The sequence below is a fragment of the Streptomyces olindensis genome, assembly GCF_040645895.1.
GTDB classification, from domain to species: domain Bacteria; phylum Actinomycetota; class Actinomycetes; order Streptomycetales; family Streptomycetaceae; genus Streptomyces; species Streptomyces olindensis.
The window spans coordinates 82,325-95,609 of record NZ_JBEYZD010000023.1; the positions used below are offsets into that span (position 1 = coordinate 82,325).

General features: G+C 71.9%; 13 protein-coding genes. 9 read left to right on the top strand and 4 right to left on the bottom strand.

Going from position 1 to position 13,285, the window contains the following annotated elements; all coding sequences use genetic code 11:
• Positions 1 to 216 precede the first annotated feature (216 nt).
• Together ABZ948_RS17390 and ABZ948_RS17395 are read right to left on the bottom strand one after the other, a co-directional pair.
• Positions 217 to 981 carry a bestrophin-like domain gene (locus tag ABZ948_RS17390; protein WP_359760404.1) on the bottom strand — a complete coding sequence of 255 codons (765 nt, stop codon included), beginning with the start codon at positions 979 to 981 and terminating at the stop codon, positions 217 to 219.
• Between the two features lie 25 nt (positions 982 to 1,006).
• Positions 1,007 to 1,135 (bottom strand): hypothetical protein, encoded by a 129-nt coding sequence (locus ABZ948_RS17395; protein WP_037764767.1) that lies wholly within the window; start codon positions 1,133 to 1,135, stop codon positions 1,007 to 1,009.
• Positions 1,136 to 1,889: 754 nt separating this feature from the next.
• Between ABZ948_RS17395 and ABZ948_RS17400 the strand changes: the two genes are divergently transcribed.
• From ABZ948_RS17400 to ABZ948_RS17415, 4 genes are all read left to right on the top strand, one after another.
• A complete protein-coding gene (locus ABZ948_RS17400; RefSeq protein ID WP_359760406.1) occupies positions 1,890 to 2,870 on the top strand; it encodes an SCO0930 family lipoprotein in 981 nt (326 codons plus the stop codon).
• Positions 2,871 to 3,203: 333 nt separating this feature from the next.
• Positions 3,204 to 4,016 (top strand): SAM-dependent methyltransferase, encoded by an 813-nt coding sequence (locus ABZ948_RS17405; protein ID WP_359760407.1) that lies wholly within the window; start codon positions 3,204 to 3,206, stop codon positions 4,014 to 4,016.
• Positions 4,013 to 6,157 carry a putative bifunctional diguanylate cyclase/phosphodiesterase gene (locus ABZ948_RS17410; protein WP_359760409.1) on the top strand — a complete coding sequence of 715 codons (2,145 nt, stop codon included), beginning with the start codon at positions 4,013 to 4,015 and terminating at the stop codon, positions 6,155 to 6,157. The genes ABZ948_RS17405 and ABZ948_RS17410 overlap by 4 nt, the downstream gene beginning before the upstream one ends.
• Before the next feature lie 107 nt (positions 6,158 to 6,264).
• Positions 6,265 to 6,735, top strand: coding sequence for an ester cyclase (locus tag ABZ948_RS17415; RefSeq protein ID WP_359760411.1), 471 nt, complete (start codon positions 6,265 to 6,267; stop codon positions 6,733 to 6,735).
• A 16-nt stretch (positions 6,736 to 6,751) separates the two neighbouring features.
• Here ABZ948_RS17415 and ABZ948_RS17420 read toward each other — a convergent pair whose 3' ends face one another.
• Both ABZ948_RS17420 and ABZ948_RS17425 read right to left on the bottom strand, forming a co-directional pair.
• Positions 6,752 to 7,072: a hypothetical protein gene (locus ABZ948_RS17420; protein WP_359760413.1), complete on the bottom strand. Its 321-nt coding sequence runs from the start codon at positions 7,070 to 7,072 to the stop codon at positions 6,752 to 6,754.
• Between the two features lie 64 nt (positions 7,073 to 7,136).
• Complete coding sequence (locus ABZ948_RS17425; RefSeq protein WP_359760415.1) at positions 7,137 to 8,021, bottom strand: LysR family transcriptional regulator; 885 nt, start codon at positions 8,019 to 8,021, stop codon at positions 7,137 to 7,139.
• Positions 8,022 to 8,140: 119 nt separating this feature from the next.
• On the opposite strand from ABZ948_RS17425, the gene ABZ948_RS17430 reads away from it, so the two are divergent.
• From ABZ948_RS17430 to ABZ948_RS17450, 5 genes are all read left to right on the top strand, one after another.
• On the top strand, positions 8,141 to 8,809 hold the full coding sequence (locus ABZ948_RS17430; protein WP_359760417.1) for a succinate dehydrogenase: 669 nt from the start codon (positions 8,141 to 8,143) through the stop codon (positions 8,807 to 8,809).
• Position 8,810: 1 nt separating this feature from the next.
• Positions 8,811 to 10,760, top strand: a complete 1,950-nt coding sequence (locus ABZ948_RS17435) for a fumarate reductase/succinate dehydrogenase flavoprotein subunit (RefSeq protein ID WP_359760419.1) — start codon at positions 8,811 to 8,813, stop codon at positions 10,758 to 10,760.
• Positions 10,757 to 11,506, top strand: a complete 750-nt coding sequence (locus ABZ948_RS17440) for a succinate dehydrogenase/fumarate reductase iron-sulfur subunit (protein WP_356526553.1) — start codon at positions 10,757 to 10,759, stop codon at positions 11,504 to 11,506. The genes ABZ948_RS17435 and ABZ948_RS17440 overlap by 4 nt, the downstream gene beginning before the upstream one ends.
• A gap of 191 nt (positions 11,507 to 11,697) precedes the next feature.
• Positions 11,698 to 12,465, top strand: coding sequence for a GNAT family N-acetyltransferase (locus ABZ948_RS17445; RefSeq protein WP_359760421.1), 768 nt, complete (start codon positions 11,698 to 11,700; stop codon positions 12,463 to 12,465).
• A complete protein-coding gene (locus ABZ948_RS17450) occupies positions 12,465 to 13,280 on the top strand; it encodes a lysophospholipid acyltransferase family protein (RefSeq protein ID WP_359760423.1) in 816 nt (271 codons plus the stop codon). Before ABZ948_RS17445 ends, ABZ948_RS17450 begins: the two co-directional genes overlap by 1 nt.
• The last annotated feature ends 5 nt before the right edge of the window (positions 13,281 to 13,285 follow it).

The following is a 13,285-nucleotide window of genomic DNA, read 5'->3' on the forward strand; positions in this document are numbered from 1 at the left end:
CTCCGGGTCCCCGAGGAGCAGCCGCGGACCTGTTCCGCTCACGTCACACATGCACCTCGATGCCCGAAACGCTAGGAACGCGTCCGGGGTGGCGCGATCGGAGTAGCGCAAACGGGGGACGGCTGTGGTCCGCGCGGGGGACCGCCGGTTCCGCGCCGGGGGACGGCGACGATGTGCCGCACGCCCCCCGGGCCCGGATCCGCGGTGGGGGCGCCGTCAGTCGTCGACGCCCGGGAAGAGGTTCAGGAACGGGTCCGCCGACGCCGTCACGCCCCGGCTGTAGGGCGAGTCGAAGTCCCAGATGAGGAACAGCAGGAAGGCGATCAGCGCCGAGAACAGCCCGGCGAGGACCAGTTCGCGTGTCGTTCTGCGGATCTGCAGCGCGAAGATCATCCCGATGGTGACGACGGCCCCGGCGATCAGCCCGAACCACACCACGCCCGGCATGGTCTCCCCGGTCGACTCCGCCCGGGCGATCCGCGCCTGGCTCGCCGCGGTCACCTGGTCGAGGAGCGGCTGGTAGGCCTGGGCCTGGAAGTCCGTCTTCGGTTCGTAGTCGGTGACGTCCGCGCGGACCCGCTCGAAGAGCTCGCCGCCGCGCTCGGTGACCTGGCCCGTGTCGGCCATGGTGTCCCACTCGGTGGTGACCACGTGGCTGACGTAGGCGTGGATGTCGTCCCGGATGCGGTCGCGCTCCTCGGCCGGGTAGACCCGGACCCGCTCCGAGATCTCGTGCAGTGCGGTCGCCTCGGCCTGGACGTGGTCCTGGGCGGCGCTGCGCCCCTCCCAGACACCGGCGATCGCCAGGCCCAGGACGATGGCGTACACCACGCCGATCCACATCGTCATGTACTCGATGACGTCAGGGGTCTCGCTGGGGTCCTCGTCCTCGGGCGCCCTGCGGTGCCGTACGAGGGTGATGACGACCACCACGGCGCAGGCGGCCAGCATCGCGAGGGTGAGAACAAGCCATTCCGGCAAGAGATGCCTCCAGAGCTTCCAGGGATCAGCGCGCCCGCAGCGCGGCGACGGCGACCACCGCGGGCACCGTGACGAGCAGGACGAAGGTGAGCGGCGACAGCGTGTTGTTCGACGGCCGCGGCCGTGGCGCGGCCCGGTAGCGCGGGTAGTGCACGGGCTTCGCGGACGGACGCGGGGTGGGACTGGCCGACGGTTTCGGCGCCGGTGCCGGTGGAGGGGGCGGGGGAGGCGTGGGCCTCGGGGTCGGCCGGGGTGCGGGCACCGCTGGGCGTGGAGCGGGCGGAGGCGGTGGCTCCGGTTCGGCGGTGGGCGGTGGTTTCGGGGGCGGGGGCTTGGGTGAGGGCGGTGGCGGGTCCGGGCTCGGCGTCGGCGTCGGGCTCGGGGTGGGGGTCGGTTTCGGCGGAGGGGGCTTCGGTGTGGGCGTCGGGGTGGGGGTCGGTGTGGGTGTCGGGCACGGCGGCTTGGTCGGCCACGTCTTGCTCCCGGCGACCGCCACCGCCTTGATGCCGTCCGGCCCCGTCGAGGCGTACGCGCAGGAGTCGGCCATCGCCACCGAGGCCGGTGCGCCGACGAGCGCCCAGGTCAGCGTCGCCACCGCCAAGGCCCGTGCGGCGAGGGCGGGTTGGGTCGAAAGGGGTCCATACACGACGAAGATCATGAGCCCTGTGCCGCCCGGGCGGGCCGCAGCGCAAGGGGATTGCCTCGAAAGAGGGATATTCGGGGGGAGTCGGTTTGATCCGCGGTCACGCGTGGGGCTGTCGGTCCGCACGGGCGTGCGGCGCCTGTCGCAGGTTCCGGAAAGAAATTTGGCCGGACGTTGAACACACACGCCGCCCCCATGCGTACTCATGACCGTGCGGCGGCGCAGCAGGGCGCTGCAACACCCTTGGGAATATGGGGAGTTGACGATGAAGACCTCCTGGCGGAGCGCCTCACTCGTGGCGAGCGCCGCGGCGGTCCTGGCGCTGACGACGGCGTGCGGTCAGGACAGCCCACCGGCGGCCAGCCAGAACGTGGGCGCCACGGCCGCGCCCGGCGACTACGGAAGCATCGGCTCGGGCGCCAGCGGCGGCGTGGGCGGCACCGCCAGCAGCCAGCCGGCCGCGCCGAGCCCCACCGGCCTGTCCAACCCCGCGGGCAAGCTGTCCGTCTCCACCGCCGAGATCGGCAAGGTGGTCACCGACAGCCTCGGCCTCACCCTGTACCGGTTCGACCAGGACACCGAGCAGCCGCCCAAGTCGAACTGCGACGGCGACTGCGCCAAGACCTGGCCGCCCGTCCCCGCGGACGACGCCGAGGCCGGCGAGGGCATCGACAAGGCGCTGCTCGGCTCGGTCACCCGGTCCGACGGCACCAAGCAGCTCACCGTGGGCGGCTGGCCGGCCTACCGCTACGCCAAGGACGTCAACGCCGGTGACGTCAAGGGCCAAGGCGTCGGCGGCAAGTGGTACGCGCTCGCCCCCGACGGCAAGAAGGTGCAGGAGGGTGCGGGCGACGCGGGCGGTGCCGCCGAGGCCGAGGAACTCGGGCTGTCCACCCGCAACGACCCCAAGCTCGGCGAGATCGTCGTCGACAAGAACGGCATGACGGTCTACCGGTTCAAGAAGGACAAGGCGTGGCCCAAGCCCGTCTCCAACTGCACCGGAGCCTGCCTGGAGAAGTGGCCGATCGTGGAGCCCGTCGACTTCGCCGACACCAAGGGCATCCAGGAGAAGGGCTACATGATCTTCGACCGGACCGACGGCAAGGGCAAGCAGCAGACGATCAACTGCTCGCCGATCTACACCTTCGCCGGTGACAAGGCTCCCGGTGACACCAACGGCCAGGGCGTCGGCGGCACCTGGTACGCCGTGCGGCCCGACGGCAAGCTGGTCGGCGCGTCGGAATAACAGAGCGACCTCCCCAGGGTTCATCTCGTCACCCGGCGGCGTCGACCCGGTCCGCCCCCTCCGTGCCCCCACGGAGGGGGCGGACCGTTTTGCCGTGCTTCACCTGAACTCATCGAATTCTTGACACTCTTCCCCTTCCGGACCGGAACTCTCCGGAATGCCTCGGGCACTGTTCGTCATATGTTCGAAGGGCATGCGGACGGGTATCAATTCGGCACGTGCCGCAGGCAGTGACCGGGAACGGACGGTCAATTTCCGTTTCGGGTCGCTCCATTGGCGGGCGATCAGTAGCCTCTGCTCGAACACCGGATCGCCTACGCCTTGGAGAGATAGATGGAGCGTCCCGCCTGGGCCCCACGGAGCATCGACATCTCGGTGCCCAGCGTTTCCCGGATGTACGACTACTACCTGGGCGGATCGCACAACTTCGAGGTCGACCGGGAAGCGGCCCGCAGGGCCATGGAGTTCATGCCGGGACTCCCCAAGATCATGCAGGCGAACCGGGCGTTCATGCGCCGCGCCGTGCGCTACGCGGCCGACCAGGGCATCACCCAGTTCCTGGACATCGGCTCCGGCATCCCCACCTTCGGCAACGTCCACGAGGTCGCCCAGGCCGCCCGCCCCGGCGCGCGCGTGGTCTACGTCGACCACGACCCGGTGGCCGTGGCGCACAGCCAGGCGGTGCTGGAGGGCAACGAGGACGCGGCCATCGTCGCCGCGGACCTGCGCAAGCCCCAGGAGATCCTGCGCAGCCCCGAGGTGGAGCGGCTGATCGACCTGAATCAGCCAGTGGCGCTGCTCCTCGTTGCCATACTGCACTTCGTGGAAGACGAGGACGACCCGTACGGGGCGGTGACCGAACTGCGCGAGGCGCTCGCGCCCGGCAGTCTGCTCGTGCTCACCCACGCCTCCTACGAGGGGATCCCGCTGCCACCGGAGCGGGCTGGAGGCGCGGTGGACGTGTACGAGGACATCCGCAACCCGCTGATCATGCGCTCGCGCGAGGAGATCGCGCGGTTCTTCGAGGGGTACGACATGGTGGAACCCGGACTGGTGGCGATGCCGCGCTGGCGGCCCGACACCGCACCGGAGGACGAGGATCCGTACGCGTTCTCCGGTTTCGCGGGCGTGGGGCGTACGGCGTGACCGCGGAACCGGACGGGCCGGAGGACAGACTCCGCCGGTTCGCGACGATCTGGAGCCGGGCGGTCTTCCCGGTCACCTCGACGTCGTCGACCCGCCCGGAGTTCGAGGCGCACCTGCTGCCGCTGGCCCGGCGGTTGAGCCGGGCACTGCTGGCCCGGACCTTCGACGCCGACGAGGGCAAGGCCGTCGGCGCCGCCCTCGTGGACGCGCACTGCACCGACCCCGAGGCACTCAGCCGCACGCTGGACTGCGTGGACGCCTACCTCGTCCTGTACTGCGGGAACGACGGCGACCGGGAGGACCTGCGGGCCCGGTGCGCGCGCCTGCAGCACGCGATGGCCGCCGGCTTCGCACGGGCGCTGCGCGAGCGGACCCTGGCCGAGCAGGAGGCCATCGCGCAGGCCGCGCTCCAGGCGCAGGGCGTGGTCGCCCAGGCCCTGCACGCGAGCGAGGCCCGTTTCCGCGCGGTGTTCGAGGGTGCGGCCATAGGCATCGGCATGGCCGACCTGGACGGCAACATCCTCCAGGTCAACGGGGCGCTGCTGCGCATGTTCGGAGTCTCCGAGCAGACGATGCGCAGCCGCAAGGTCAGGGAGTGGACCCACCCCGACGACGCCCCCCAGACGTGGCGGCTCTACGACGAACTCGTGCGCGGCGACCGGGAGCACTACCACCTGGAGAAGGCGTTCTACCGCCCTGACGGAACGGTCCTGTGGACCAACCTGACGGTCTCCCTGCTCCGTGACGCCGACGGCAACCCGCAGTACCAGCTGGCCCTCATGGAGGACACCACCGAGCGGCGGCTGCTCAACCTGCGCCTGCGCTACGAGGCCACGCACGACGCCCTCACCGGCCTGCCGAACCGCACCTTCTTCTTCGAGCGCCTGGAGAAGGCACTGGGCGCGGGCGAGGGGCAGCGGTTCGGGCTGTGCTACCTGGACCTGGACGGCTTCAAGACCGTCAACGACAGCCTCGGCCACGCGGCCGGCGACCGGCTGCTCGTGGAGGTCGCCGACCGGCTCCAGTCCTGCGCCACCGCGCCCGGCGAGATGGTGGCCCGGCTCGGCGGCGACGAGTTCGTGGCCCTGACCACCGGCCCCGACACCCAGCGTGAGGTCGACGAACTCGCCGCCCGCATCATGAACGCGCTGCTCGCGCCGATCAGCGTCGACGGCCGGGAGCTGACCGTGCGCGGCAGCATCGGCATCGTCGAGGGCCCGGCCGGGGAGCGCAGCCCCGCCGAGGTGCTGCGCAGCGCCGACATCACCATGTACCGGGCCAAGTCGGCGGGCGGCAACCGCTTCGAGCTGGCCGACCCGGAGGCGGACGCCCGCGCCATCACCCGCCACGGCCTCACCACCGCGCTGCCGACGGCGCTGGAGCGGGGCGAGTTCTTCATCGAGTACCAGCCGCTGGTGCACCTCGGCGACGGCAGTGTCCGGGGAGCCGAGGCCCTGGTGCGCTGGCTGCACCCGCAGCACGGCGTGCTCGGCCCGGACCGGTTCATCCCGCTCGCCGAGCACACCGGGCTGATCGTGCCGCTGGGCCGCTGGGTCCTGGAGCAGTCGGTGCGCCAGGCCCGCGAGTGGCGGGAACTGCAGGGCGGTGCGGAGGCGGTGGGTCCGCTGCGGATCAACGTCAACCTCTCGCCCTGCCAGCTGACGCACCCGGGCCTGGTCCAGGACACCGTCGACATCCTGGAACGCACGGGCATCGAGCCGGACGCCCTGTGCCTGGAGGTCACGGAGTCGGCGCTGATCGGCGCGGACGACGACCTGCTGAAGCCGCTGCGCCGACTGGCGGAGATGGGCGTCGACATCGCCCTGGACGACTTCGGCACGGGTTACTCCAACCTCGCCAACCTGCGTCGCCTGCCGGTGAGCATCCTGAAGCTGGACCGCTCCTTCACGCAGAGCATGCAGCAGTTCCCGGCCGACCCCGTCGACCTCAAGATCGTCGAGGGGATCGTCTCGCTGGCCCACAGCCTGGACCTCGCGGTGACCGTGGAGGGCGTGGAGACCGGGGCACAGGCCGAGCAGCTGCGGATACTGGGGTGCGACACGGCACAGGGCTGGTACTACGCCCGCCCCGGCCCGCCGGAGCGGCTGCACGAGCTGGCGCTGGTGGACGCGACGGGCTGAGCGGACGGGCGGCGGTCCCGGTGGCCGGCCCCGGTGGTCGGCCCCGGGACCGCTTCCTACGATCGAGGAAGAGGACCCGACCGGGCCCCGGCCGAGGGAGCACGGGTATGGACACCACCGAGATGCGCCGCCTCTTCGAGGCCCACCGGGAGGCGGAGGCGGCCCGGGACATCGACGGCATCCTCGCCACGTTCGTCCCGGACTGCTTCCTCGAGACCAAGGCGCTCGGACTGCGCAGCGAGGGCGGGGACGCGGTCCGCGCCGCCTACGGGCAGCAGTACTTCACCGCGTTCCCCGACCTCAGCCCCGAGGACGAGGGCATCGCCCACGGCGACGACGTCATCACCGTGTGGGGGACGCTGCGCGGCACGAGCCGGGGGGAGTGGCTGGGCGTCCCGCCCGGCGGAGGCGCCTTCGAGGTGCCCTTCGCCAACGTCGTGCCCTTCCGGGACGGCCTGATGGCGGGCGAGGCGATCTACTTCGACCTGGCCACCCTGTGCGAACAGGCCGGCATCCCCCTGGAGCGGATCCGGTCGGCCGCCGCCGCACGCCGCGCGGGAGCGGCCAGGACCGGGTGACGGGCGGGAGCCGCTGTCACCGCGCCGCGCGGAGCGCCGCCCCCGCGGAGGCGACGTCCAGGTCCACGGTGACCTCCGCGCCCTCCCAGTGGCCGCGTTCGCTGAGCGCGAGGCCGATCAGCGCCAGCTCGGCGGCGGCGTCACGCAGCGCGTACTGCTCCGGCGTCTCCGCGCCGGGCGCGCCGTCCTCCGTGCGCTCCCAGGCGGCCACCGCCGCCTCGGCCAGTTCCCGCGGCACCCGCACCGCGACCCGGCCGGTCTGCCGGTCGACGCAGGCCCCGATGGCCGCCAGCACCTTCGTGTCGTCCCGGTAGCGGACGTACTGCTCATCACCCACGGGTCGAGGGTAGGCGCGGACGGCTGCCGGCCGCAGTCGATATCCGCAGGCGCCCGGCGGTGGCTCACCGCTCCAGCAGCATCCGCTGCAACTCCCTCGCCGCCCGCGGCGGTGCCACATCGCTGCGGTGGGCCAGGGCGATCGTGCGGTGCAGACCGGGCCGCGCCAGGGGAGTCACCCGCAGTCCGCGGCCCGACCGCGCGGCCACCATCCGCGGGACCACGGCGACGCCCAGTCCCGACCGTACGAAGCCCAGCACCGCGTCCATCTCGCCGCCCTCCACCGCGAAGTCCGGCTCGAACCCCTCCGCCCGGCACGCCGCCACGGTGAGTTCGCGCAGGTCGTAGCCGTGCCGGAACATCACGAGACGCTCGCCCTCCAGATCGGCGACGCGCACGGTCCGCCGTCCGTGCCCGGGCCTCGGCGCGTCCGGGGAGGAGACGACGACCAGGTCCTCGCGCAGCAGCTCCACCGTCGTCAGGGCGGGGGAGGGCGTCGGCAGCGGCAGCACCACCAGCGCCAGATCGAGCGCGCCCCGGGCCAGTTCGCGCACCAGGTCGTGGGACCCGCCCTCCTCGATCAGCAGCCGGACCCCGGGGTAGCGGTCGTGGAAGGCGCGCAGCACGTCCGGCAGCAGACCCGTGCACAGACTCGGCGTCGCCCCCAGCCGCACCCGTCCCCGCCGCAGCTGCACCAGCTCCAGCACCTCGTGCCGGGCCGTGTCCGCGTCGGCCAGGATGCGCCGGGCCAGGGGCAGCAGCGCCTCCCCGGCGTCCGTGAGCGTGATGTTGCCGCGCGCCCGCAGGAACAGGTCGGCACCCAACTCCCGCTCCAGCGCCTTGATCTGCTGCGACAGCGACGGCTGCGCGACATGGACCAGATCGGCGGCCCGGGTGAAGTGCCGGGTCTCGGCGACGGCCACGAAGTACTGGAGCTGCTGGAACTGCATGCTCACACGATAGCCGTCGCCTATGGAATCAAGCCGGACCATGTCTTGGACCGATCGGCCGTCGGTCCGTAGCGTGCTGTGCCATGGCTCTGGCAACGCGGACGGACCGACGGCCGTCCATGGCACGCACCGTGTGGGACTCCACCGTCGGCAAGAAGACCGTGATGGCGGTCAGCGGGCTGATCATGCTGCTGTACCTGGTCGTCCACATGATCGGGAACCTGAAGATCTTCTTCGGGGCGGGCGAGTTCAACCACTACGCCCACTGGCTGCGCACCGTCGGCGAGCCGTTCATGCACTACGAGTGGACGCTCTGGCTGGTCCGCGTGGTGCTCGTGGCCGCCGTGGTCGCCCACGCCGTGTCGGCGTTCCAGCTCAGCCGCCGCGACATCAGGGCACGGCCCAGCAAGTACGTGCACAAGAGGCCACGGGCCTCCTACGCCACCCGCACCATGCGCTGGGGCGGGATCATCCTCGGGCTGTTCATCGTCTGGCACATCCTCGACCTGACGACGGGCACCGTGCACCCCGGCTTCCAGCCGGGCCACCCGTACCAGAACGTCGTGGACACCTTCTCCACCTGGTACGGCAACGTCATCTACATCGTCGCGATGCTCGCCCTCGGCCTGCACATCCGGCACGGGTTCTGGAGCGCCGCCCAGACCCTCGGCGTCGGCAGCCGACGGCGCGACCGCGCCCTGAAGACCGTTGCGAACGTCCTCGCGCTGCTGCTCACGGCCGGTTTCATCGCCGTGCCCGTGGGCGTCATGACCGGAGTGGTGAGCTGACATGACCTCTTTCGCGGACTACACGACCGGTGAGCCGGTCGTCGACACCAAGGCACCGTCCGGGCCGGTCCACGAGCGCTGGGACAAGCGCCGCTTCGAGGCCAAGCTGGTCAACCCCGCCAACCGGCGCAAGCACACCGTGATCGTCGTCGGCACCGGCCTCGCCGGCGGCTCCGCCGGTGCCACGCTCGCCGAACAGGGCTACCACGTCGTCCAGTTCTGCTACCAGGACTCCCCGCGCCGCGCCCACTCCATCGCCGCGCAGGGCGGCATCAACGCGGCGAAGAACTACCGCAACGACGGCGACTCGATCCACCGGCTGTTCTACGACACCGTCAAGGGCGGCGACTTCCGCGCCCGCGAGTCCAACGTGCACCGCCTCGCGCAGATCTCCGTCGAGATCATCGACCAGTGCGTGGCCCAGGGCGTGCCGTTCGCCCGCGAGTACGGCGGCCTGCTCGACACCCGGTCGTTCGGCGGCGTGCAGGTGTCGCGCACCTTCTACGCTCGCGGCCAGACGGGACAGCAGCTCCTCCTCGGCGCCTACCAGGCCCTCAGCCGGCAGATCGCCGCCGGGAACATCGAGATGCACCCGCGGACCGAGATGCTCGACCTGATCGTCGTCGACGGCCGGGCGCGCGGCATCGTCGCCCGGGACCTCGTCACGGGCAAGATCGACACGTACTTCGCGGACGCCGTCGTGCTCGCCTCCGGCGGCTACGGCAACGTCTTCTATCTGTCGACGAACGCCATGAACTCCAACGCCACCGCCATCTGGCGGGCGCACCGGCGCGGCGCGTACTTCGCCAACCCCTGCTTCACGCAGATCCACCCCACCTGCATCCCGCGCACCGGCGACCACCAGTCCAAGCTGACGCTGATGAGCGAGTCGCTGCGCAACGACGGCCGGATCTGGGTGCCGAAGGCGAAGGGCGACACCCGGCCCCCGAACGAGATCCCCGAGGACGAGCGCGACTACTACCTGGAGCGCATCTACCCCTCCTTCGGCAACCTCGTGCCGCGCGACATCGCCTCCCGGGCCGCGAAGAACGTCTGCGACGAGGGCCGGGGCGTCGGCCCCGGCGGCCAGGGCGTGTACCTGGACTTCGCCGACGCGATCCGGCGGATGGGCCGGGGGGCCGTCGAGGCCAAGTACGGCAACCTCTTCGACATGTACCAGCGGATCACCGACGAGGATCCGTACGAGGTGCCGATGCGGATCTACCCGGCCGTGCACTACACGATGGGCGGCCTGTGGGTCGACTACGACCTCCAGACCACCGTCCCCGGCCTGTTCGCCGTCGGCGAGGCCAACTTCTCCGACCACGGCGCCAACCGGCTCGGCGCGTCCGCGCTGATGCAGGGCCTCGCCGACGGCTACTTCGTCCTCCCGGCCACCATCAACGACTACCTGGCGCGTCACCCGCACCACGAGGCGGTGACCGACGGACACCCCGTCGTCCAGGAGGTGCTGGCCGAGACGCAGGACCGGCTCAACCTGCTGCTGTCCGTCGACGGCGACCGCACCCCCGACTCCTTCCACCGCGAGCTCGGCGAACTCATGTGGGAGTTCTGCGGCATGGCCCGCACCGACTCGGGGCTGCGCAAGGCGCTGGAGCGCATCCCGCAGATCCGCGAGGAGTTCTGGCGGCGCATCAAGGTGCCCGGCACCGGCGAGGAGTTCAACCAGTCGCTGGAGAAGGCCAACCGCATCGTCGACTACCTGGAGCTGGCCGAGCTGATGTGCCTCGACGCGCTGCACCGCTCCGAGTCCTGCGGCGGCCACTTCCGCGAGGAGTCGCAGACGCCGGACGGCGAGGCCGCCCGCAAGGACGACGAGTTCGGCTACGCGGCCGCCTGGGAGTTCACCGGCACGGGCGAGGCTCCCGTCCTGCACAAGGAAGACCTGGTCTTCGAGTACGTCCACCCCACCCAGCGGAGCTACGCATGAAGCTCACCCTGCGCGTCTGGCGGCAGAAGAACGCCGACGCCGACGGCACGATGTCCACGTACGAGGTGGACGGGATCTCCGAGGACATGTCCTTCCTGGAGATGCTCGACACGCTCAACGAGGAGCTCATCCTCAAGGGCGAGGACCCGGTCGCCTTCGACCACGACTGCCGCGAGGGCATCTGCGGCGCCTGCTCGCTGGTGATCAACGGCGACGCGCACGGGCCGGAGCGGACGACCACGTGTCAGCTGCACATGCGGTCCTTCAAGGACGGCGACACGATCGACGTGGAGCCGTGGCGGGCGTCCGCCTTCCCGGTGATCAAGGACCTGGTCGTGGACCGGTCGGCCTTCGACCGGATCATCCAGGCCGGCGGCTACATCACCGCGCCGACGGGCGCGGCGCCGGAGGCCCACGCCACGCCGGTGCCGAAGCCCGACGCCGACTTCGCGTTCGAGCACGCCGAGTGCATCGGGTGCGGGGCGTGTGTGGCGGCCTGCCCGAACGGGGCGGCGATGCTGTTCACGTCCGCCAAGATCAACCACCTGAACGTGCTGCCGCAGGGGGCGCCCGAGCGGGAGACGCGGGTGCTGGACATGGTGGAGCAGATGGACGAGGAGGGGTTCGGGGGGTGCACGCTGACGGGGGAGTGTGCCACCGCGTGCCCGAAGGGCATCCCGCTCATGTCCATCACCAGCATGAACAAGGAGTGGTTGCGGGCTACTCGGCGGGTGGGTAAGCGGTAGTCGACCGGGTGCGGGTGCGTGGGGGGCTGGTCGCGCAGTTCCCCGCGCCCCTTTGGGGCGCGTTGCACTTCTGGCATTCAGCATTCTGGCATCCGCCCTCCTGGCACTCGTCACGCGGTGGTCAGGCGGCATGGGCACAACAGGTGGCGGCGGCACCGCTCGTCGCCACCGGCCCGTGACCAGGAGAAGCCATGACCGGCGTACTGACCGTCGACCGCCCCGCCCAGCCCACGGCCCCCACCCGCTACACCGTCACCCTCGCCCGGAACGAGGAGGACGTGCGTGCCGCCCAGCGACTGCGGCACGACGTCTTCGCCGGGGAGATGGGCGCCCTGCTGACCGGCTCCCAGCCCGGCCTGGACGTCGACCCGTTCGACGCGTACTGCGACCACCTGCTCGTGCGCGAGGAGACGACCGGCCAGGTCGTCGGCACCTACCGGCTGCTGCCGCCGGAGCGCGCGGCGGTCGCCGGGCGGCTGTACTCCGAGGGCGAGTTCGACCTGAGCTCCCTCGCCGGGATCCGGCCGGAACTCGTCGAGGTCGGCCGCTCCTGCGTGCACCCCGAGCACCGCGACGGCGCGGTCATCAGCCTCATCTGGGCCGGCATCGCCCGCTACATGGCCGACCGCGGCCATGAGTGGCTCGCCGGCTGCTGCTCCGTCCCCCTCGCCGACGGCGGCACCCTCGCCTCCGCCACCTGGGACCGGGTGAGCGCCAAGCACCTCTCGCCCGAGGAGTACCGCGTCCGGCCCCTGCTGCCGTGGGTCCCGGGCCCCGCCCCCGCCGCCCGCGTCGAACTGCCCGCCCTGCTCCGCGGCTACCTGCGCCTCGGCGCCTGGGTGTGCGGCGAACCGGCCCACGACCCGGACTTCGGCGTCGCCGACCTGTACGTGCTGCTGCCGATGAGCCGGGTCAACCCGCGCTACCTGCGGCACTTCCTCTCCCTCGTGCCGGCTTGATGAGCGCCTGGCTGCCCACCGCGCCCTGCACGCCCCGGGCCTGTGTCGACGCGCCGGCCGCGGTGCCCGCCTGGGCCGTGCCGCGTGCCCTGCTGCGGCTCACGGGAGTCGTGCTGGTGCTCCTTGCCGGGATCGCGCTGTCGCCGTTCGGCGCCCGGATACCGGCGTCCCTGGTGCGGCGGTGGTGCCGGTGGATCGTGCGCGCGGCCGGCGTCCGGGTCCGCGTCACCGGCGCCGCCGCCCCCACCGGAGGACTCCTGCTGGTCGCCAACCACATCTCCTGGCTGGACGTCCCGCTGCTCGCCGCCGTGCGTCCCGCCCGCATGCTGGCCAAGACCGAGGTACGGCGGTGGCCCGTCGCCGGGCCGCTGGCCGCGCGCGGCGGGACCCTGTTCATCGAACGGGACCGGCTGCGGGCCCTGCCGGACACCGTCGCCCGGATCGCCGGGGCCCTGCGCGAGGGCGCCGCGGTCGCCGCCTTCCCCGAGGGCAGCACCTGGTGCGGCCGCGCCCAGGGCACCTTCCGCCGCGCCGTCTTCCAGGCCGCCCTGGACGCCGGCGTGCCGGTCCAGCCGGTGCGCATCGGCTACCGGCTCGCCGGCGGAGGGCCCACCACGGCCCCCGCGTACGTCGGCGACGACACGCTGCTCGCCTCCCTGTGGCGGGTGGCGACGGCCAGCGGCCTCGTCGCGGAGGTCGAGGTACGGGACGCGATCCCACCGGGCGGCCACCCCGACCGCCGCTCCCTGGCCCGCGCCGCGCAGGCGCCGGAGACGGCCGCGCCGGCCTGGACGCACAGGGTGCTCGTGGCGTAGGGCGG

Bases quoted from the DNA above. Each gene is read 5' to 3' on its own strand.
- ABZ948_RS17400 (WP_359760406.1), top strand. From the start codon at position 1,890: ATGAAGACCTCCTGGCGGAGCGCCTCACTCGTGGCGAGCGCCGCGGCG.
- ABZ948_RS17405 (WP_359760407.1), top strand. From the start codon at position 3,204: ATGGAGCGTCCCGCCTGGGCCCCACGGAGCATCGACATCTCGGTGCCC.
- ABZ948_RS17415 (WP_359760411.1), top strand. From the start codon at position 6,265: ATGGACACCACCGAGATGCGCCGCCTCTTCGAGGCCCACCGGGAGGCG.
- ABZ948_RS17425 (WP_359760415.1), bottom strand. From the start codon at position 8,021: ATGCAGTTCCAGCAGCTCCAGTACTTCGTGGCCGTCGCCGAGACCCGG.
- ABZ948_RS17430 (WP_359760417.1), top strand. From the start codon at position 8,141: ATGGCACGCACCGTGTGGGACTCCACCGTCGGCAAGAAGACCGTGATG.
- ABZ948_RS17435 (WP_359760419.1), top strand. From the start codon at position 8,811: ATGACCTCTTTCGCGGACTACACGACCGGTGAGCCGGTCGTCGACACC.
- ABZ948_RS17440 (WP_356526553.1), top strand. From the start codon at position 10,757: ATGAAGCTCACCCTGCGCGTCTGGCGGCAGAAGAACGCCGACGCCGAC.
- ABZ948_RS17445 (WP_359760421.1), top strand. From the start codon at position 11,698: ATGACCGGCGTACTGACCGTCGACCGCCCCGCCCAGCCCACGGCCCCC.
- ABZ948_RS17450 (WP_359760423.1), top strand. From the start codon at position 12,465: ATGAGCGCCTGGCTGCCCACCGCGCCCTGCACGCCCCGGGCCTGTGTC.